Origin of the sequence: Rossellomorea sp. y25 (genome assembly GCF_038049935.1) — a bacterium.
Taxonomy (GTDB): domain Bacteria; phylum Bacillota; class Bacilli; order Bacillales; family Bacillaceae_B; genus Rossellomorea.
In genome coordinates, this window is sequence record NZ_CP145886.1 from 1,503,108 (window position 1) to 1,522,669 (window position 19,562).

The 19,562-nt window shown below is 40.8% G+C and carries 23 protein-coding genes; 16 read left to right on the forward strand and 7 right to left on the reverse strand.

Annotated elements, in window-relative coordinates:
- Positions 1–156: 156 nt before the first annotated feature.
- From AAEM60_RS07495 to AAEM60_RS07525, 7 genes are all read left to right on the forward strand, one after another.
- Positions 157–1,056, forward strand: a complete 900-nt coding sequence (locus tag AAEM60_RS07495; protein WP_299739973.1) for an ABC transporter ATP-binding protein — start codon at positions 157–159, stop codon at positions 1,054–1,056.
- Complete coding sequence (locus AAEM60_RS07500) at positions 1,049–2,299, forward strand: ABC transporter permease (protein WP_299739975.1); 1,251 nt, start codon at positions 1,049–1,051, stop codon at positions 2,297–2,299. Before AAEM60_RS07495 ends, AAEM60_RS07500 begins: the two co-directional genes overlap by 8 nt.
- 147 nt (positions 2,300–2,446) lie before the next feature.
- Positions 2,447–3,655: a DNA repair exonuclease gene (locus AAEM60_RS07505; protein WP_299739977.1), complete on the forward strand. Its 1,209-nt coding sequence runs from the start codon at positions 2,447–2,449 to the stop codon at positions 3,653–3,655.
- A gap of 17 nt (positions 3,656–3,672) precedes the next feature.
- Positions 3,673–6,648: an AAA family ATPase gene (locus AAEM60_RS07510; RefSeq protein ID WP_341357751.1), complete on the forward strand. Its 2,976-nt coding sequence runs from the start codon at positions 3,673–3,675 to the stop codon at positions 6,646–6,648.
- Between the two features lie 140 nt (positions 6,649–6,788).
- The gene (locus AAEM60_RS07515) at positions 6,789–7,994 is read left to right on the forward strand and encodes an MFS transporter (protein WP_299739981.1); all 1,206 of its coding nucleotides are present in this window, start codon (positions 6,789–6,791) and stop codon (positions 7,992–7,994) included.
- 197 nt (positions 7,995–8,191) lie between these two features.
- Complete coding sequence (gene yhaM, locus AAEM60_RS07520; protein WP_341357752.1) at positions 8,192–9,133, forward strand: 3'-5' exoribonuclease YhaM; 942 nt, start codon at positions 8,192–8,194, stop codon at positions 9,131–9,133.
- 131 nt (positions 9,134–9,264) lie between these two features.
- A complete protein-coding gene (locus tag AAEM60_RS07525; RefSeq protein WP_299739985.1) occupies positions 9,265–9,444 on the forward strand; it encodes a sporulation YhaL family protein in 180 nt (59 codons plus the stop codon).
- Between the two features lie 57 nt (positions 9,445–9,501).
- Here the strand turns inward: AAEM60_RS07525 and AAEM60_RS07530 are convergent, their stop codons facing one another.
- Positions 9,502–10,458 carry a peptidylprolyl isomerase gene (locus AAEM60_RS07530; RefSeq protein ID WP_299739987.1) on the reverse strand — a complete coding sequence of 319 codons (957 nt, stop codon included), beginning with the start codon at positions 10,456–10,458 and terminating at the stop codon, positions 9,502–9,504.
- Positions 10,459–10,645: 187 nt separating this feature from the next.
- Between AAEM60_RS07530 and AAEM60_RS07535 the strand changes: the two genes are divergently transcribed.
- The 3 genes from AAEM60_RS07535 to AAEM60_RS07545 all read left to right on the forward strand — a co-directional run bounded on the left by AAEM60_RS07535 (position 10,646) and on the right by AAEM60_RS07545 (position 11,112).
- On the forward strand, positions 10,646–10,732 hold the full coding sequence (locus AAEM60_RS07535) for a YjcZ family sporulation protein (RefSeq protein WP_299741273.1): 87 nt from the start codon (positions 10,646–10,648) through the stop codon (positions 10,730–10,732).
- A gap of 84 nt (positions 10,733–10,816) precedes the next feature.
- Positions 10,817–10,900: a YjcZ family sporulation protein gene (locus AAEM60_RS07540; RefSeq protein ID WP_060670486.1), complete on the forward strand. Its 84-nt coding sequence runs from the start codon at positions 10,817–10,819 to the stop codon at positions 10,898–10,900.
- A gap of 125 nt (positions 10,901–11,025) precedes the next feature.
- A complete protein-coding gene (locus AAEM60_RS07545) occupies positions 11,026–11,112 on the forward strand; it encodes a YjcZ family sporulation protein (protein WP_082051156.1) in 87 nt (28 codons plus the stop codon).
- A gap of 66 nt (positions 11,113–11,178) precedes the next feature.
- Here the strand turns inward: AAEM60_RS07545 and AAEM60_RS07550 are convergent, their stop codons facing one another.
- Together AAEM60_RS07550 and AAEM60_RS07555 are read right to left on the reverse strand one after the other, a co-directional pair.
- Complete coding sequence (locus AAEM60_RS07550) at positions 11,179–11,358, reverse strand: hypothetical protein (protein ID WP_299739989.1); 180 nt, start codon at positions 11,356–11,358, stop codon at positions 11,179–11,181.
- A gap of 230 nt (positions 11,359–11,588) precedes the next feature.
- A complete protein-coding gene (locus AAEM60_RS07555) occupies positions 11,589–12,125 on the reverse strand; it encodes a DUF3267 domain-containing protein (RefSeq protein ID WP_299739991.1) in 537 nt (178 codons plus the stop codon).
- A gap of 193 nt (positions 12,126–12,318) precedes the next feature.
- Between AAEM60_RS07555 and AAEM60_RS07560 the strand changes: the two genes are divergently transcribed.
- A complete protein-coding gene (locus AAEM60_RS07560) occupies positions 12,319–12,648 on the forward strand; it encodes a DUF1878 family protein (protein WP_299739993.1) in 330 nt (109 codons plus the stop codon).
- 1 nt (position 12,649) lies between these two features.
- On the opposite strand, the gene AAEM60_RS07565 is transcribed toward AAEM60_RS07560, so the two are convergent.
- Both AAEM60_RS07565 and AAEM60_RS07570 read right to left on the reverse strand, forming a co-directional pair.
- A complete protein-coding gene (locus tag AAEM60_RS07565; protein WP_044337788.1) occupies positions 12,650–13,225 on the reverse strand; it encodes an HTH-type transcriptional regulator Hpr in 576 nt (191 codons plus the stop codon).
- Between the two features lie 382 nt (positions 13,226–13,607).
- Entirely contained in the window at positions 13,608–13,979 is a 372-nt protein-coding gene (locus AAEM60_RS07570; RefSeq protein ID WP_299739997.1) for a YtxH domain-containing protein, read from the reverse strand.
- Positions 13,980–14,143: 164 nt separating this feature from the next.
- Between AAEM60_RS07570 and AAEM60_RS07575 the strand changes: the two genes are divergently transcribed.
- Entirely contained in the window at positions 14,144–14,338 is a 195-nt protein-coding gene (locus tag AAEM60_RS07575) for a hypothetical protein (RefSeq protein WP_044337786.1), read from the forward strand.
- Positions 14,339–14,405: 67 nt separating this feature from the next.
- Here the strand turns inward: AAEM60_RS07575 and AAEM60_RS07580 are convergent, their stop codons facing one another.
- A complete protein-coding gene (locus AAEM60_RS07580) occupies positions 14,406–14,942 on the reverse strand; it encodes a tryptophan transporter (RefSeq protein WP_299740003.1) in 537 nt (178 codons plus the stop codon).
- Between the two features lie 158 nt (positions 14,943–15,100).
- On the reverse strand, positions 15,101–15,523 hold the full coding sequence (locus AAEM60_RS07585; protein WP_299740005.1) for an HIT family protein: 423 nt from the start codon (positions 15,521–15,523) through the stop codon (positions 15,101–15,103).
- 708 nt (positions 15,524–16,231) lie between these two features.
- Between AAEM60_RS07585 and AAEM60_RS07590 the strand changes: the two genes are divergently transcribed.
- The 4 genes from AAEM60_RS07590 (at position 16,232) to AAEM60_RS07605 (ending at position 19,512) form a co-directional block, all read left to right on the forward strand.
- The gene (locus AAEM60_RS07590) at positions 16,232–16,975 is read left to right on the forward strand and encodes an ABC transporter ATP-binding protein (RefSeq protein WP_341357753.1); all 744 of its coding nucleotides are present in this window, start codon (positions 16,232–16,234) and stop codon (positions 16,973–16,975) included.
- A complete protein-coding gene (locus tag AAEM60_RS07595) occupies positions 16,965–18,194 on the forward strand; it encodes an ABC transporter permease (protein ID WP_299740008.1) in 1,230 nt (409 codons plus the stop codon). Before AAEM60_RS07590 ends, AAEM60_RS07595 begins: the two co-directional genes overlap by 11 nt.
- A 66-nt stretch (positions 18,195–18,260) precedes the next feature.
- The gene (locus AAEM60_RS07600) at positions 18,261–18,965 is read left to right on the forward strand and encodes an EcsC family protein (RefSeq protein WP_299740010.1); all 705 of its coding nucleotides are present in this window, start codon (positions 18,261–18,263) and stop codon (positions 18,963–18,965) included.
- Positions 18,966–19,104: 139 nt separating this feature from the next.
- Positions 19,105–19,512, forward strand: coding sequence for a DoxX family protein (locus AAEM60_RS07605; RefSeq protein WP_299740012.1), 408 nt, complete (start codon positions 19,105–19,107; stop codon positions 19,510–19,512).
- Positions 19,513–19,562 lie beyond the last annotated feature (50 nt).

The following is a 19,562-nucleotide window of genomic DNA, read 5'->3' on the forward strand; positions in this document are numbered from 1 at the left end:
TTTACTCTTTTATTTTTTCATATTATCTTTTTTTTGGAAAGTCTAAATAATTTGATAATGAAAAAGAGTTGGGAAATGAAACCTTTTGTGGATAAAATCGTAGAGTACTAGAGAGAAAAAGGATGCTCGTTTATGGGTACAGGAGGGAATGCTGATATGAGTTTGCGTATTCAACAGGTAACCAAGAGGTTTGGAAATTTCACAGCAGTGGATGAGCTGTCACTTGAAATTCCACCGAGTGAAATGTTCGGATTCCTCGGGGCGAATGGAGCCGGGAAGACGACGACATTTCGAATGGTGTTAGGTTTGTTAGATGCAACTGAAGGGCAGATTACGTGGAATGGGAAAGGGATTGATTATACCACAAGTCCAGAGATCGGATATCTTCCGGAAGAAAGAGGGTTATATCCGAAAATGAAGGTAAGCGATCAGATCGTCTATCTGGCCCGTCTTCGCGGAATGGAGAAAAAGGCGATACTGAAGGAATTGGAGTATTGGTTGGAGCGATTCAATGTTCCCCAATATATGAATAAGAAAGTAGAAGAGCTTTCAAAAGGGAATCAGCAAAAAATTCAATTTATCGCATCGGTCATTCATAAACCCAAATTATTGATCTTAGACGAGCCTTTCAGCGGTCTGGACCCTGTAAATGTCGAGCTGTTGAAGGATGCCGTCCGGGAAATAAAGAAAAATGGAACGACAATTGTGTTTTCCAGTCATCGCATGGAACACGTAGAGGAGCTTTGTGAAAGCTTATGCATCATGCATAAAGGACGTCCTGTGGTCCATGGAGGCTTGAAGGAGATCAAGCGTTCCTTTGGGAAGAAAAATGTCGTGATTCATGCAGACTTTGACCTTCTCTACTTGAAGGACTTGCAGGGTGTGACAAAGCTTGTGGAAACAACGGAGGGAGTTCTTCTTCAAGTTGAATCTGAGGCTGCGGCTGAAAGAGTATTTCATGATGTCGTACAAAAAGGATTCCTTCGAAAATTCGAATTAGAGGAACCTTCCCTGAACGATATTTTTATAGAAAAGGTGGGGACTTCTTATGAATAATTTCTTCTTGATCCTGGGTCACTCCTATCTGTCGAAGCTAAAGGCAAAGTCATTTATCATATCCACGGTCATCATAGCCGCTGCCATTGTATTACTGGCCAATTTTGAAAGTGTCATATCGAACTTCAGTAATGATGATACAAGTAGGGTAGCAGTTCAGGACGAAACAGGTAAGATGTTCGATCCGCTACTGCAACAGCTGGAGGTCATGGATAGTGATATAAAGCTGGAATCAACCTCCCAACCTACCGGAGAAATCGAGAAGAAAATAGAATCTGAAGAGATAAAGGGATTACTGGTATTAAGTGAAAGCCCGGAAGGACTTCCACAAGCTCTTTATAAATCCAATTCATTATCAGAGTCTAACGTGACAGGGGAATTGCAAATCGCCCTGCAAAATGTAAAATCCTCACTGGCTGCCAGTCAACTGGAGCTTTCAGGCGATGAACTGGCCCTGTTAAGCGGTCCCGTTGCTTTTGAAAAGGAAGCCCTTGTCGAAGGAGCCAAGTCTGAAGAAGAACTGAGTCAGGCGAGAGGCATTGTGTATGTTCTATTGTTCTTTATTTATTTCTCTGTCATTGCTTACGCTAACATGACGGCCATGGAGGTCGCGACAGAAAAAAGCTCGAGAGTCATGGAAATTCTGATATCCAGTGTGTCTCCGGTAAAACAAATGTTTGCAAAGATCATTGGAATCGGTCTCGCCGGCTTGACTCAATTAGCCGTTATCCTGGCAGTAGGCTATTTTACTATGATTCGCAAGAAAGATGAACTAGTCGGGGGCTTCTTTGAAGGATTCGGATTTGAGTCTCTGTCCTTGAGTGTCGTTATCTACGCGATCATCTTCTTCTTATTAGGATATTTCCTGTATGCGACCCTTGCAGCATTACTGGGATCCCTTGTCAGTAGAATTGAAGATGTGCAGCAGATGATTATGCCGATGACCTTCCTGATCATGATCGGATTCTTCATCTCCATGTTCGGTCTTGGAAATCCGGAAGCGGGCTTTGTCACGATTACATCTTATATCCCGTTTTTCACACCGATGGTGATGTTCCTGCGCGTAGGGATGCTGAATCTTCCGGTGTATGAACCGATCATCGGGATTGTGGTCCTTCTTGCGACGATCATTATTCTCGGGGTATTTGGGGCACGTGTGTATCGTGGTGGAGTGCTTCTTTATGGAAAGTCCAATTCCTATAAAGATATTAAGAAAGCAATCGATTTAACATCGAAAAAATAATCTGGAACGAAAGGCTGTCTCCGTCGCTCGGGGCAGCCTTTCTCTGTGAATCGTACAAATTGTGAATACATACTGAAATTATCCCCGGTTTTAGGATATAATGAAAGAATATTAGAACATATATTCGTAGTGCGAGGAGGAAACTTCATGGATAAAATCCGTTTTTTTCATGTAGCAGATTTACATCTGGATAGTCCGTTTATTGGCCTTAAACATTTACCGAAAGAAGTGTTTGAACGTATTCATAATAGTACTTTCGCTTCATTTGAAAGAGTGGTCAGGGAAGCGATTCATAGACAAATTGACTTTATGATCATCAGCGGGGATCTGTTTGACGAAGAAGATCGAAGTATTCGGGCGCAAGCGAAATTATTGAAGCAATTTAATCAATTGCACGCACACAACATTCCTGTATACGTCGTGCATGGCAATCATGATCATCTTGGAAGCTATCGATTAGAGCTCGATATGCCGGAGAATATACATATTTTTAACAAGGATACCGAAGTGAAGCAAGTTACCACTCAAAGTGGAGAAACCGTCGATATTGTGGGATTTAGCTATGATACCAGACATATTAGAGAACGAAGGATAGAAGGCTTTCCTAAACGATCCGAGGACCGCTATACAATCGGTATCCTTCATGGCAGCGAAGGAAGTGTTCACTCTTCTCATGAAACATACGCTCCTTTTACTATCAGTGAATTATTGGAGAAGAATTACCATTACTGGGCCCTCGGGCATATTCATGAGCGACAGATTCTACATGAAGATCCTTTTATCGTCTACCCAGGAAACATCCAGGGAAGGCACAGGAAAGAAACCGGGATGAAGGGATGTTATGTAGTGGAGCTTGATCAACACCATACAGAGTTAAGTTTTATTCCGACTCACGACATGATGTGGAAGACATGCACAGTATCCCTCCAAGGTGTCCACCGCTTTGGAGAAATGTTTCAGCGTATCCAGCAAGCCCTTGAACCCCTGAACGACGGGGATATGCTAATAGAGGTCGTCCTGAACCATGATGAGTCACTTCCTCAAGACGTGGTGGGAAAAATAGAAAATGGTGATCTGCTGGAAGCATTGCAGTCAGATTATGAGGGTCAAGAGGGGGTGAAGTGGATTCATTCAATACGGTGGAATCAAGCAAAAGCGAGTCGGGGCATTGAACAGGATCCGTTTAAACAGGAGGTTATGGCGACCCTGGAGGAGATGAATGAAGAAGAGTGGGAGGATGCCTTGGCAGAGCTGTATGAGCACCCTACAATTTACCGCTTCCTGGATCCCTTAAAGGAAGAAGAGAAGAAATCTTTAATAGAAGAAACAGAGCACTTGTTACAAAATAAAGGCTGAACGTGGAGGTGAATGAGGTGAAACTACTCGAACTTCATATTTACGGATACGGAAAAATAGAAAATAAGCGTTTTTCCCTAAAGGACCTTCAATTATTTTATGGGGAAAATGAAGCTGGTAAATCAACGATCATGTCTTTCATTCATAGCATTTTATTCGGTTTTCCGACTAAGCAGCAATCACTCCTGAGGTATGAACCGAAATCATCGACAGAGTATGGCGGGAAAATTCTTTGCCAAATGGATGGTCATGGTACCGTAAGTATCGAGCGCATCAAGGGCAAGGCGACAGGCGATGTAACCGTCCAATTCGAAGACGGAAGAATGGAAGGAGAAGAAACCCTTCAACAATTGCTGGGGCATATGGACAGAGCAACCTACCAAAACATATTCTCGTTCAACCTGGAAGGACTCCAAAACATCCAGCGCCTCAAAAAAGAAGACTTGAACCGTTACCTCTTCTCTGCAGGCTCTACAGGGACGGACCTGCTTTTACAGCTGGAACAAAACTGGCAAAAAGAAAGGGAGCAGCTGTTTAAGAAATCAGGTAGAAAACCGATAATCAATACGGTGTTGACACAACTAAAATCCCTTGAAAAACAAGTAAGGGAAGGAAAAGAAAAAAATGAACAATACCGTCCGCTTATAGCAAAGCAACAATCGTTGGAAACCCGTGTTTCATCCATGGAGGCAGAGAAGGCGGATCTGACTGAAAAAAAACAGAACCTGGTTTCGGTTAATGAAAACTGGGACTCACTATCTGGCTTCAAAAGAGTGAAAGAGCGGCTTGCACAGCTGGAAGCAATCGAGTTTCCTGCAAAAGGATTAGAACTCTTAAACGAGCTTAAAACCGAAGAAAGACAGGTATCAGCGTACCTTGAATCCTTGATGGCGAAACAAGAAAAACTCCAAAACAAATTAGAATCCGAAGAAATTGATACTTCCATAAATGAAGACCTTCCATTTATGGAAAAGATAATGTCTCAACAATCCTTTTATCTGAAATGGAAAGAAGAAAGCAGCGAACGGACCAGAGAACTGAAAACGGTGCGTAGTAAAATCAATGATACGATCCGGGAATTAGGATTAACAGTTGAAATGGAGGAAATCCAGTCACTGGATACAAGCTTAATGATGTCCGACCGTATTCAAAATGCGCTAGATCAGCAATCAAAGCTCCTTCATGAACGTGATAGCTTGCATAAGCATTACGAAGAGGAAAAAGAAGAACTTCACCGCATTGAAAGCAAATGTGATGACTTAGAAGAGCGACTGATGGAAGAAGATGAGTATCAGGAATTACAAAGGACGGTGAAAAGCCAATCTTCCCGGCAAGTTTCACGTGGTCAGGCACACTGGATGAACATGCAAGTGAAAGAGGCAGAAGAACGATTCAGCAGAAATAAGGCATCCCTTTCTCAACAGCTCCTATTAATCGGTGCAGCACTCCTCCTTTTATCCGGGTTCGGTGCGTGGGCAATTGTGACCGGGAATTGGCTGGTTACAGGGATCAGCCTGCTGCTCCTAATGGTGGTCGGAGCAATGGGCATGCAGGCCAGGGGGAATCTGCAGGAAGAATCAAGGAGCCTTCAAAAAGCAAAAGCAAGAGCAAAAGAGCTCCAGCCTGAAGGGAAGTTGGAATTCAACTCTCCCGAAAGAGCTGAGCAAAGCTTAAAGCAGCAAATGGAACTGAGGAGCGAGTGGAAGCAGCGTATTCTTTCATTAGAAGAGCAGCAAGCAAAACTTCAGAAGCTCCATGAGAAACAGAAGGGAATAGAAAAAGAAATTGTTCTAGGAGAGGAAAGAGTATCCCACTTGATATCAGAGCTTTGTTTACCTCCTGACTTTCACTGGAAGTGGCTGCGTGATGCGTTTGCCAAAATGAAAGAAGCGGTCTCTAACTATGAAGCTTATATCCATTTAAAAGAAGAACAAGCCTATGTCTTCAACAAAATGAATGAGTATAAGGAAGACTGCCAGGAATGGTTCCATCGACATTCTCTCACGTTTACGACAGTCGAGGAGGCTCTGATAAAACTGAAGGGGATCACCCAGGATATTGAAAAGAGAAAGCTTATAATCAATAGTATCCAATCGGAACTCGAGCCTCTTTCTCTTGAGATAGAGAAACTTTCCATTGAATTGAGAAAGATCCGTGATGAAAGCCAAACTCTTATTGAGTCTGCTGGCTGCCTGAACGAAGCTGAATTTCGCGAAAAAGCACTTCACGTCGAAGAAAGAAACGAGCTATCTGCTCAATATAGTGGAATAAAAACACGAATGACGAAACGAACTTTCGATACATTTCTCCGGTTCGATTCCCAGGAAGAAATCAGGAAAGAATTAACACGCGTGTCACAAAGAATTGATAAGCTTTCGGCAGAGCTGTCCGCTCATCAAAAAGAGCTCGCTTCCATTTCGTATGAAATAAAGGTGTTAGAAGAAGGAAAGAGTTACTCCAGCATCCTACAGGAGTTTCAAGGCAAGAAAGCGGAGCTTCAGGAGCTTGCTTACGAATGGTCAAAGTTTACGTTAGCACAAGTGTCCTTAAGCAAAACAATGGATCTCTACCAGAAAACCAAGATGCCTAAAGTGATGAAACTTGCAGAAGAAAATTTCAGAGAGCTTACAGAAGATCACTATCTTCGCATTTTCTTGCAAGAAGATGAGATGATCAGGGTTGAGAGGAAGGACGGTGCAGTCTTTCACGCAGTTGAGCTCAGTCAAGGAACGAAAGAGCAGCTTTACATCGCTATTCGCTTTGCCCTTATACAATCTTTCCGCGACAAGTACCCATTGCCGGTACTGATCGATGATGGGGTAGTCAACTTTGATCGAGAGAGAACGAACGCATTTTTAAAGCTGCTGAGGAAAATGGCAAAGAAGCATCAAATACTGTTCTTTACCTGTCATCCTCATATTAAAAATACGTTCTCCGGTGAGGAAATGATTGTGTTAAAGCGGATGGAAAAGGAAGCGATACGCACTTCCTGATTTTTTGTCCATTAGAATTAGCAAAAATCTCCTGGATTCGTTACAATACTACAAGGAGTTGTTTAATCATTCATGACGGCTGATAATGAAAAGGAGTCGCATGGGAAAGAATTGAGTGCTAGAAAGAAGGAACACATAGTATGACAAAAACAAAAGGGTGGAAACGAAATCGGGGGCCACTGGCACTACTCAGCTTTAACTTATTTATCGTCATGGTCGGAATCGGGCTGGTCATCCCCATTCTTCCTTTCTACGTAGAAAAATTCAACGCCAATGCTCAAACGCTCGGAGCGTTGGTGGCTGTATTTGCATTTATGCAGTTTTTATTTGCTCCTATTTGGGGACGGTTATCCGATCGAATCGGGAGGAAACCATTAATCACCATTGGCCTGATAGGCTTTGCCATAGCTGAATTCATTTTTGCCTTCGCTGTAGGGTTATGGATGCTATTCCTGTCGAGAATACTGGCAGGTGTTTTCGGTTCAGCATTAATGCCAACTGCAATGGCTTATGTATCAGATGTAACAGATGAGGATAATCGAGGTCAAGGGATGGGGATACTGGGTGCAGCCATGGGTCTAGGTATCGTCATAGGGCCTGGAATCGGAGGATGGCTTGCAGAAATCAATCTCTCCTATCCATTTATATTTGCAGGGATCGCAGCCACTATTGCAGCTATCGTCTCGGTCATCATATTACCGGAATCCTATCCTAAGGAAAAAAGAACGTTCGATCCGGACGAGAAACGTGAAAACCGCTTTGTGACCATGAAGAATGCAGTTATGAGTCCTGTCGGATTTCTATTGATTCTCGTGTTCATCATGAGCTTCGGATTGGCGAATTTCCAATCCATTTTCAGCTACTATGCACTTGAGCGTTATGGATATGGTCCGCAGCAAGTGGGAATCATCATTCTGATTATCGGGATTATCGGAACCCTCGTTCAAGGAGTGGGAGTGGGAAGGGCAACGAAGAGATTCGGTGAAGAAAAAGTCGTAACCGGCTCTTTGCTCCTCAGTGCACTGGGATTCGTCATCATGACATTTGCCACCAGCTTTGCAGGGATTTTGATCACAACCGCCGTTTTCTTCGTCGGAAATTCCATGCTCCGTCCGTCGTTAAACTCCCTTATTTCAAAATTAGCGGGTGAACGTCAAGGGACTGTCATGGGGCTGAACAACTCGTTTCTCAGTCTCGGGAACGTTGCTGGACCATTACTTGCAGGGACGCTGTTTGAATGGAACATACATATTCCATACTACTTTGGCGCATTCATTATGCTCGTAGGGCTGGTAGCGACGAAGGTTTGGATTAGCAAGAAAGAGAAGAGAGCATTAGTGAACTAGGTTGGAACCGTCTCCGGTGAGGGGCGGTTTTTTGTTGTAAAAGGAGAGGGACGGACCTTCGAAGGGTGTCCAGAATTGGGCACAACAAAGACGGATTCTGGCACAACACCAAAATTCTCCCCAGCCCTTTCCATCCGTGTTTTCTCCTGAAATATGATATACTTAAACTACTAATATAGTTGGACGGAGGAGAAGAGATGTCTGGGATTACCCATTTTAATGTCGGAGAAACAATCGATTTACCCCTTTTAATTAAACAAATGACCAAAGGTACGACAAATACAGGAAAGCCGTTCTTAACGCTGATTCTGCAAGATAAGAGTGGAGATATGGAAGCTAAGCTTTGGGATGCTTCTGAGCAGGATGAGAAGGCATATCAGCCTGAAACGATCGTAAAGGTTGTTGGAGACATACATAGTTACCGTGGAAAGAATCAGCTCAAGATCAAGCAGATTCGCCCCGTTTCCCCGGCAGATGGTTATGCCATTTCCGACTTCCTGGAAACTGCGCCGGTGAGCATAGATGAAATGACGAGTAAGATCACTCAGTATATATTTGAAATGAGAAACCCGAATATTCAACGCATCACAAGACACTTGATTAAAAAATACCAAAAGCCTTTCCTGGAATATCCTGCGGCTACTAAGAACCATCACGAATTTGTATCAGGACTTGCGTATCACGTTGTCTCGATGCTGGATCTTTCAAAGGCGATTGCAGGATTGTATCCTTCCCTTGATTCGGATCTGCTCTATGCGGGAGTGATCCTACATGACTTAGGGAAAGTCATTGAGCTTTCAGGTCCAACCTCGACAACATATACGATCGAAGGAAATCTGATTGGCCATATTTCGATCATGGTGAATGAGATCGGAAAAGCTGCAGACGAGCTTGGAATTGAAGGAGAAGAAGTGATGATCCTTCAACATCTGGTACTGAGTCATCATGGGAAAGCGGAGTGGGGAAGTCCTAAGCCGCCACTCATTCGTGAAGCAGAAATCCTTCATTACATCGATAATGTGGATGCAAAGATGAATATGTTGGACCGCGCATTGGAACGGGTGAAACCAGGGGAATATACAGAAAGGGTATTTGCCCTTGATAATCGTTCATTCTATAAACCAACTTTTCATAAATAGGTAATAATTGGCCCCGGTGGATGGATCGGGGCCTTTTACAGCAGAATAAAAGTTTAAATCTGGTTATGTTTCATCTCTTCACCACATATAGTGTAAATAAAAGAGGACAAACCTATAAGGAGATGAAGCAAATGACACTACCTATCTGGATGTACTTGGTTGTAGCAGGGATTTTCGGGAGTGCCTTTATGACGATTAAATCAGCTAAGGAAGAAAAGAACATGGAAGACGAGTGGATTGAGAAAGAAGGAGAAGTCTACATTCATCGTATGGAAGAGGAGAAGCAGCGAAGACGTCAATTATTGTCTTGATTATCACACACATAAATGAAAAGGACTGACGGATTTAATCCGTCAGTCCTTTTTGGTCTATTCCTCCGCAGGTGCCGGAGCTTCTTCTCCTTCAGGTGCAGCAGGAGCCTCTCCGCCTTCAGGTGCAGCAGGAGGATTGAGCACTTGATCAAATGCTTTTTTGAGATCTTCATCTTTAATGTTTAAGTCAGCTTTTTCGATTTCAGCTTTCATGGCTTCCTGGATTTTTTGAGGATCCACTTTTGAAAGCTTCAATTCTTTTTCGATTTCCTTTTTCATCTCGTCAAAGGATTTCTTTTCTTTTTTATCTGTCACTTCAATGATGTGGTAGCCATATTCTGTCTTGATCGGCTCACTCACTTTTCCTTTTTCTAAAGTGTCCAGAGCTTTAGAGAATTCAGGTACGAAGTTTTTGCGACCTGCATTGTCTACCCAGCCTAAGCTTCCGCCATTTTCAGCAGATCCAGGATCTTTGGAGTATTCTTTTGCAAGTTCTTCAAACTTTCCACCATCAGCCAATTTTTGTTTTACTTCTTTGGCGGTTTTTTCATCATCCACAAGAATGTGACGGACTTGAATGTCAGGCTTCCATGTCTCGTAGTATTCCTTTACTTCTTCATCTGTTACTTTCACGTCAGAAATCGCCGCTTTTTCTTGAAGTAATTGAAGCTTTAAGTATTCTTTAAACGATTTTTCATCAAGATTATATTGTTGTAAGAACATTTCAAATTGAGGTCCCAATTGATCTTTGGCTTCATTCAGCTTTTCATCAACTTCCTCTTTTGACACGTCATACTTTTCTTCAAGTACTTTAGTGTAAACCAGTTCCTGAAGGGCTTGTTCCATTTGTGGAGTGAATTTTTGCTTCATTGATTTGTAAAGTTCATCTTTTGTTACGTCTCCAGCTTTTGTTGTTGCAACAACGTCACTGTTACCTTCAGCACCGTCTCCGCTGCATCCTGCAAGTCCAACGACTCCCGCAGCCAATGATACTGTAATGATCCATTTTTTCATGGTGACCAACTCCTACAATATATTCGTTTGATGGCTTGTCAAATTTCCACAAAATATACTATAACATACTTTTTCCATGAAAAAAAATATTTTCCAAACTAATCTTCAGAAAAATGGGCATTTTACACACCCATTTCCTAGGTACTTTCATATGATAAGAGCGAAGAGAGAAAAGGAGGTAATAAATATGAGCTGTGGACACAATTCCGGATTCGCGTTAATCGTAGTGCTGTTCATCTTATTAATCATCGTTGGTGCCGCATTTATTTGCTAAAAAATAAATTTATGACATTAGCCTAAAACAAATGGCAGCTAACTTGAATAAGATAAAGTAGCGCTTCAAAGGAGGTGGAAAGTTATGGGTCACGCATACGGCGGAGGTTTCGCGTTAATCGTAGTACTGTTCATCCTGTTAATTATTGTAGGTGCAGCATGGCTATAATTTAGCCTCAGGGTTTAAAGTTTTCGGATAAAGACTGTAGAGGGGGCAATACCTTACGATAGGCGGCCCCTTTTGCTTTATTCCTATTTAGGCGGCTTTTTCATACATGAAAGGAGGAAGCGCAGATGTCAGGTGCTTACGGCGGAGGATTTGCGTTAATCGTTGTTCTATTCATTTTGTTAATCATCATTGGTGCAGCATACGTTTGCTAATTTGAATAGTTAAGCAAAGCCGATCCGTAAAATCCGGATCGGCTTTGTTTTATCCATTTTCATGTTCTATGTATATAGTATTTCTATATAAGAAGAAACCAGTAAGATGGTGATTAGAATATTGATGGTTCTAAACACCTTAGGTTGGCGTTCTTCAGGTATTTCTTTTTGTAAACATAATGCATTTGTCATTTTATTTATATAAAATAAGATGAAAACTGCAAACACTAAAAACATGGAGATCATCCAAACCCCTCCCCGTTATCTCCTATAAGCTATACATTACCAAATTATTTCTCTAAATGGTAGCGAGAGTATTGCTGAAATCGTGCGAAAAAGACTTTTTCGCATGATTTGTTCCATTACGCCCAAGTGCAAGTAGGTATTTTTGAGCACGTAAAACGAAGAATCTCCTAATAAAAATAGAAGGATGATTTCCTCCATCGAGTGTATGTTTCAATGGTCATCCATCATCCTTACTGATAAATCAATATTTCGTATCCATCATCATTCTCTTCAATCAATGCATTCTTTGGTGAATCCATTAGTTGTCTCGCATAGATGAAGTCAATGGCGCAGATTCCTGAATGGAATGCAAGCAGCATTGAAAAGTAATGAGAGTAGTGTGGGAAATAGATGCATCCGTATAGCAAAATGCCGTTCAGTATGAAGAATGGTGCCACCAGTGCAAGCATATAACGGAATTTTGAAATAGGCTGATCCACCCGCAATGAAACAATCGGTAATAGATATAATTTTCGATTGCATCTACACTTTATTTTTTTCACAAAGGGCAGAATGGGTACAATGTGAAAAAACTTATGCAATGGATATATACTCAACAGTCCTATTAAGAATCCAAGGAAATGGTTATCATAGAACGCGCTTGGAAATAGTAAGTTAATTGGTACGTATATTAATGAGAATACCATCATCATGATAATGGATGAAAGTAAAAAGACTCGGTAAAATCCGAATTGTCTTTCCAGATTAATTGTTTTCCAGCAATGCATAAAAAAATCGCCTCCATTAGACGAGTAAATCTTAGATAAGTGCTTTACATACTTTATTACGATTGCCGGAAAAAATCAATACATTTTGCTATGATTTTTTCTTATTTTTTAAGCGGAGTTTTTGGGACAGGTATGTTATAGTTTTGTACAATGAGAGTATGAGAATTTGTGCAATGATTGAAGGGTGATGAATATGAATGAATTAATGAAACGTTTAGAGAAACTTGAGTATTATCAACGATTGATGGCGGATATGATTCCCGAAAATGGCTTTCCATTTCATCGATTAATCATTCGTAATGGTTTGTCGGAGAGAGAAGTGAAGGAGTTCTTTCTTACTTGTGATAGATTGAGCATGAAACTTGAAAAGCAAAAAGCGGAAGGATTCGTGTACAATACTCCGCTTTTCAAAGAGTTTGAAGAAGAGCTTCATTCAAAGCTGAAGGTTCAGGAAGTGGTGGATGGCTGTTTAGCTCAAGACCTATATCCAGCTTTGATGAAACTGTTAAAGAAGAGCTTGTAGATCAAGCCAGTTCTTCTTCATCTTGAAATAGTTCTCCCAGTTTTCCGTTATCATCAGAAAAATCATTTTCAATATTATGAAACGATTTTTCAAATATCTCCATAAAATCATTTCCATATATATTTCGTACGACGGTCATCATCTCGATCATTTCAGGGAACTTTCCATATAATTCTCTTAATGGAGAAACTCCTTGGAAGATTGAGTGACTCTCAGGCTTATAGTTCTTCATTAGTTCGAGAAGGATCTTTTCCCCTTTATCCGTCAATTGAATATAGGTGTTTCGTTTATCGTTCTCCCGTTTAGAAAACTGCAGTAATTCCCGTTCTTCTAATTTCTTGGAGAAGTTAAATGCAGTCGAAACATGCATGACACCAAACTTGGCTACATCTGAAATGGAAGCACCCTTTAAATGATACGCAATCCAGAGAATATGATGTTCGTTAATATTTAAGTCGTATGGCTTTATCCATTGCTGCCAGTCCTTTTCTATGGCCTTCCACAGAGCTTTACTGAGCTGGGCCATTCTTTGACTGAAGAGCATAGCCTCTTTCAAAGTAAATTCTCTTTCCTTCATCTCATTCACCCACTTTGCTAGAAAATCTTTTTTGAATTTAAGTAGTACGAAAATAACTCACCAAAACAACTATCATAAAAAAGAAAGCGCTTATATTTTATTATGCCAATAAAGTAATAATTAATAAAGGTTAAATTGACAAAATTTTTAGAAGTATATAATTTTTGGCTGCTACATCCTTTGAAAAACAGTGGTTGATGGGTGAATGAATACTGTGATGACGGGATTTGTACGTGTAATCATTATATTGAAAGAAAAGAAAGGAGAATATATAAATTTTTTTATTTTTCTGCAGAAACGTTTTAATCCCCCTAATCCAATTAAAAGAAAAGCCCCGCAGCCTTCCATCATCATAAGTAAATGGAGGGATACGGGGTTCTAGTTATTGATTCGTCGTATTTGCTGAGTTAATCGATCTTTCCAAGTCTTCAATGGTTCTTTGAATGGATTGAATCTCTTCTTGAAGTCGTCGATTATTTGGTTCTGTTGAAGCCTGCCATTGCTTGAATGAAGCTTGAAGATCCTTTGAAAGCTGCAGGACCGTTTCTTTTCCTTCTTGAGACAGGGTGCCGATGGATTCTTTCAGTTCACCAATATGGAGCTTCATCTCCTCGATTACTCCTGTCCAATCATCCTTCTTGTCTTTAATTTGTGCCCGGATTTCTTTCCCTGATGAAGGAGACGTGAGAAGGGATGCAACTCCTCCAACAACTCCACCAATTAAAAGTCCGTAAGCAAGAGATTTTTTGTTCACTATGATCACCTCGTTCTTCTATTTCTATAATACTCTATTTCTACAATCAACATGTATTCTCCTTTTCCCTTTTAGAACAGATTAAAACAAGTGAATTCATAACCTGCTTATCTTCAGCATAAAAATAAAGGTAAGAGGTGGAGTAAAGGAGGAGGTTCTAAGTAATGGACGGGATAATCTTTGGGTTCTTTGCTCTCTGTGGCGTATTATTTCTAAGTATGGTGTATAACTTCATTACCATTCAAAGGCCGGGAATGTATCCTCCTAAGAATATATTGAAAAAGCGTGCTGCCATCTTGGGGTCCGGTGGGGTGATCACCTTTTTAATTGGGGTACTCTTGTGGGTTGCAGTCAAGTAAGGAATAGAAAAAGCCCTCCATTTAATGATGGTAGCACATTAAATGGAGGGCTTTACTATAATTTAATTTAGGATAGCTGTTCTGTTGTAACAGCTTCTCGAATGGTTGAACGTTTTAAAATCCCGTTAATGATTGGATACACCACAAACATTGCTCCAGCGTTAACAAGTGTAGCCGGAAGTACGACTGCTGCAAATAAAGCAAAGAATGCTCCAGGCAGACCGACAATCACATAAGCAGAAAGTAAGAAAACACTTCCTGATACGAGTGTACCAATAGCTGTTAATATAGAAGCTCCTACAAGTGAACGAGTGATTTTTTTAGTAGCCAGGAAAAGTCCGTAAAAAACGAATGCCGTGATCGGTTTATCGATCAGGTTAGGTAAGAATCCACCAGGGAACTGTGTTGTTAATCCTGATATGACCCCTGTTAATAAACCTAATAGTAATACGTTTTTCTTAGCTGGAAATAATATAATGCCTAGAAACATCATTGTCAGCATCATATCAGGCTTCATCCCTAAGAATATTCCCGGGATCACTGTGTGCAGGACGGCTCCGATCCCTACTAATAATGACAGGGATACAAGTGTTTTTGTATTCATTTCTCATCTCTCCTCAACTAAACTATACTATTTGCTTCTCCTAATGTGCACTGTTGCCATTAGCGAAAAGATAGGTACATTATAACATACCGAGTGTTGTTGTCAAAGATTAATTATTCTGAAAAAAAGCCTGATCTAAGGGGATCAGGCACTCTGCTTTATGACAGATGCTGTGCAATGGATTCAGCAATTCCTTTCAGATCTTCTTGAGTGTAGTCATCATTATGTGTCTTCCAGACGGCTCCGAAGCCATCTCCATGGCCGTAGCGGGGAATGAAATGCATGTGGAAATGGAAGACCGATTGTCCTGCTTCTTCACCTGCATTGCTTAACAGGTTCATTCCGACGGGGGTAAACTCGGCCTTGATACTGTCAGCAATCTTAGGAGCAACGGAGAAGAGGTGGCTTGCTATATCAGGAGTCAGTTCATAGATATTTTCTTTATGTACTTTAGGAATAAGTAATGTATGGCCTTTTGTCACTTGGCTAATATCAAGAAAAGCAAGGACATGCTCATCCTCGTACACTTTCATTGCAGGGATTTCACCGTCGATAATCTTGCAAAAAATACAGTCACTCATTGTTTACTCCACCTTTCAATAATGGCATTTTTATGTATTTTATCATGAAAGAGAAAATAAATGAAGAAGAGACAGGAACGATTTTCCTGCCTCTCTTCTTGAAGGGGTAATACTATAAAGGTTTATATGTCAGGCTTCATTCTCCTTGATAAACACCTCATTCGCTAGTAGCTTCTGTAGTGATACATTCTTAAGTTAGAATGAAAATTGTTCAATGCGACCATCCCCTTATCTTTTCGCTATTTAAGCAATTCAGACAATAGAAACTGTTAGCCGTCTTGGACAAACACCTCATTTGCTATAAGGATGATATGTGTAAACCATTAGAAACATGAATGACTTTGTGCAATGTGACCATCCCCTTATCTCCTAAGCTTGATCAGCTAATAAAGTAAGTTGATTCAGTCAAAATGTGCTTTAACAAACACCTCATTTATCAATTTTTTGAACAAATGAATATGGTGTGTGTGTCATTCACTATAGAAGACGACAATCCTTACAGTCGCAAACAATAGTGAAATCGGTTAGCTGGTCTTTAACAACCATCCCCTTTTTCTTATTGCTGGCCCCTTCAAATATTATGATGTGCAAATCGTGTATTATTATGAATGTTAAAATGTGGAATGAGAAATTGGATTAACAATGCCTTTACCATGAAATTTTGATAAAATAGAGAAAACCATTAGAAGAGAAAGGACGTTGCTGCTCGTGTCATTATTAGAAATCAAACACCTGGTTGGCGGATATACCCGAAAACCGGTCTTAAAGGATATATCATTTTCCATACATTCAAATGAAATTGTCGGATTAATCGGCCTGAACGGGGCAGGGAAAAGTACGACTATCAAGCATATAATCGGTCTCATGGAAGCAAAGCAAGGAGAAGTGTCCATTAATGGTCATACCTTGAAGAGTGATGCCGATCAGTATCGAAACCAGTTTTCATACATACCGGAAACACCGATTCTTTATGATGAGCTTACCCTTGAAGAGCATTTAAAACTGACGGCCATGGCCTACGGCTTATCGGAGTCTGAGTATAAAGGAAGAATTGATAAACTGTTGAAGGCCTTTCGTATGGAGAAGAAGATGAGCTGGTTTCCTGCACACTTTTCAAAAGGGATGAAACAAAAGGTGATGATCATGTGCGCTTTTCTAATTCAGCCCAGTCTCTATATCATTGACGAGCCGTTTGTTGGATTAGATCCACTCGGAATTCAGTCACTGCTTGACTGGATGCAGGAGATGAAGCAAAACGGTGCCGGAATACTGATGTCGACGCATATTTTAGCAACGGCAGAGAGATATTGTGACTCATTCATCATTCTTCATGAAGGGAAAATTCGCGCAAAAGGTACGCTTCAGGAACTTCGTACCGAATTCTTCATGCCGGATGCGACCTTAGATGATATTTATATCCAGCTGACAAAGGAAGAATCTCATGATGAATAATGTTGAAAGTATTTGGAAGAAACGAATCGTAGAGTATAATCAAGAGCTTCAAAAGTACTTGAAATACATGTTTAACGATCATTTATTATTCGTCCTGATTTTTGCATTGGGAGGAGCAGCGTATACGTATAATCAGTGGGTGAAAACCCTGGATCCGGCTTTTCCTGCACCACTCATCATGGCGGTGATTCTGGGTCTCTTATTGGCATGGAGTCCCGTTTATACGTTTTTGAGGGAAGCGGATGCCGTGTTTCTTCTGCCATTAGAGGGGCGCTTATCAAGCTATTTCACCAAATGCATCTGGATTAGTTTCATGTTTCAATCGTATATTCAACTGCTCGTACTGGCTGCACTCATGCCGATGTATGTAGCGGTATCAGACAGCAGCTTTGGAAGCTTCTTTCCGTTACTTGGCTTTGTATTAGCCTTAAAGGTATGGAACCTATATGTACGCTGGTTTATGCTGCGCTTTCAGGAAAGGGAAGCTCACCTGCAGGACAGCTTTTTGCGTTTTTTATTAAGCGGTACTCTCGTGTTCTTAGTATTATCAGGAGCTGACATTTGGATGATCACGGTCGTTGTCTTCATTATGCTCGGATATGCGCTCTACTTTTATCAATCAACAAAAGGAAAAAATCTTAAATGGGATTTGTTAATCAACTTGGAGGAGCAGCGGATGCTGATCTTTTACCGGATCGCCAATATGTTCACTGATGTCCCTAAGCTGAAAGGAAAGGTGCACAGGAGAAAATGGCTTGATGGAATTGTGAAAACATCATTCACCCAAGCATCAACCTATCGCTATTTGTATCTTCGCTCATTGGTGAGAACAAGTGAATATTCAGGTCTTTATCTTCGTTTGACCTTGATCGGCGTTTTGCTGATTTATTCAAATTCGTCCTTTATTTTCAGCATTCTGACTGCTTTGGTGTTTCTGTATTTAACCGCTTTTCAGCTCATACCAATGTTTAAACGGTTTGATTATAAAATCTGGGTGCTCATTTATCCCGTCTCAAGGGAATTGAAGAAATCATCCTTCCAAAAAATCATGAATCAGGCGATGATGATCCAAGCGGTTGTATTTTGCCTTCCTTTATTCATTAAGGGGGCTTGGGTGGAAGGAGTGATTACCCTACTCGTTGGGCTGTCATTCTCCATATTGTTTAGCCAATTTTACTTAGTTCAGCGATTGAAAAAGATGGAAGAAACATTATTTTAGTGAAACAATCCAGTAGGAAGAAACGTATAGAATGAGTAAGCCGATAAAAAAGGACGGTGGTTCAGTGTGAACCATGAAAAAGAAGAGCTCGATTCCTGGAAACGTAAGTTCAGTAGAAAATCGTCTATCTTTCAACGGGTTTCTAAACAAGCTCAAACAAAAGTGAATCAATTGATACCTGAGAAAGCGCACAAATTGGTAACGGAAAGCATTAAGAGAATGGTAGAAGTTACGTTAAAGGGCAGTGAGTGGGTACCTCTTCATCAGATATCATTGAGGCCTTCATTAGAGGGAAGAGAAAGGCTAATGATGGAACGAATGGAATTTTACCGAAAAGCTGCGACGATTGAAGGAGCAGGAACTGGTGCAGGTGGAATCTTTCTCGGTTTGGCAGATTTTCCGTTGCTTTTATCAATCAAAATGAAATTCCTAAGCGAATGCTCTGCCATTCATGGGTATGATGTAAAACAATATGAAGAACGACTGTTTCTTTTGTATGTGTTTCAACTGGCATTCTCCAGTGATTCTCATAAAAAACATGTCCTGTACATCATCGAAAACTGGGATGAGGAAAAAGAAAAGCTAATGGAATTGGACTGGCGAACCTTTCAACAGGAGTATCGGGATTACATTGATTTCGTGAAATTGTTTCAACTCATTCCGGGAGTAGGAGCTGTCGTTGGGGCCTATGCAAACTATCAGCTTCTTGATCAACTGGGGGAAGTGGCAAAATTTGCTTATCGGATTCGGTACTTTAATGAATTAGAATAGTAGTGAGGGAAGGTCGATCGTGATGGTCGATCTTTTTTTGTGAGCTGGGCTTTACGGGAAATGAACGCTTTTTTTATTTCCTTTGAATATTCAGGTATAGTTAGGAAGTACGGTTACATTGATTTAGAGAGGTGTTTAGATGAACAAACGTAAAAAGGGATTGAAGCTGTTAGGACTTATTCTATTCTCATTCTTCTTCTTTTTAGCCGGGGTGTTTCACTTTATTGAAGCTCAAGGATTTGCCCGAATGATTCCTGAAATCATCCCCCTAAGAGAAGAAATCGTTTATATTACGGGAATGATTGAATTTATATTAGCTGTGCTGCTGCTCATTCCAAAGACACGGGAAAAAGCCGGAATCATCACAGCGATTTATTTAGTTCTCATCTTTCCTGCCAACATCTATGCGGCCATTAAAGGAATTCCAGCTCCAGGGAATGAAGAAGCGAATGTAGTGCTGCTATGGGTGAGGTTATTGTTTCAACCGCTCCTGATCTGGTGGGTATTGGTGGTAAGTAAGATCGAGAAAAATCATCGCTTTTACTAAGAGTAAAGGATCAGGCCCTTATCATATGGCACCTGATCCTTTTTTATGTG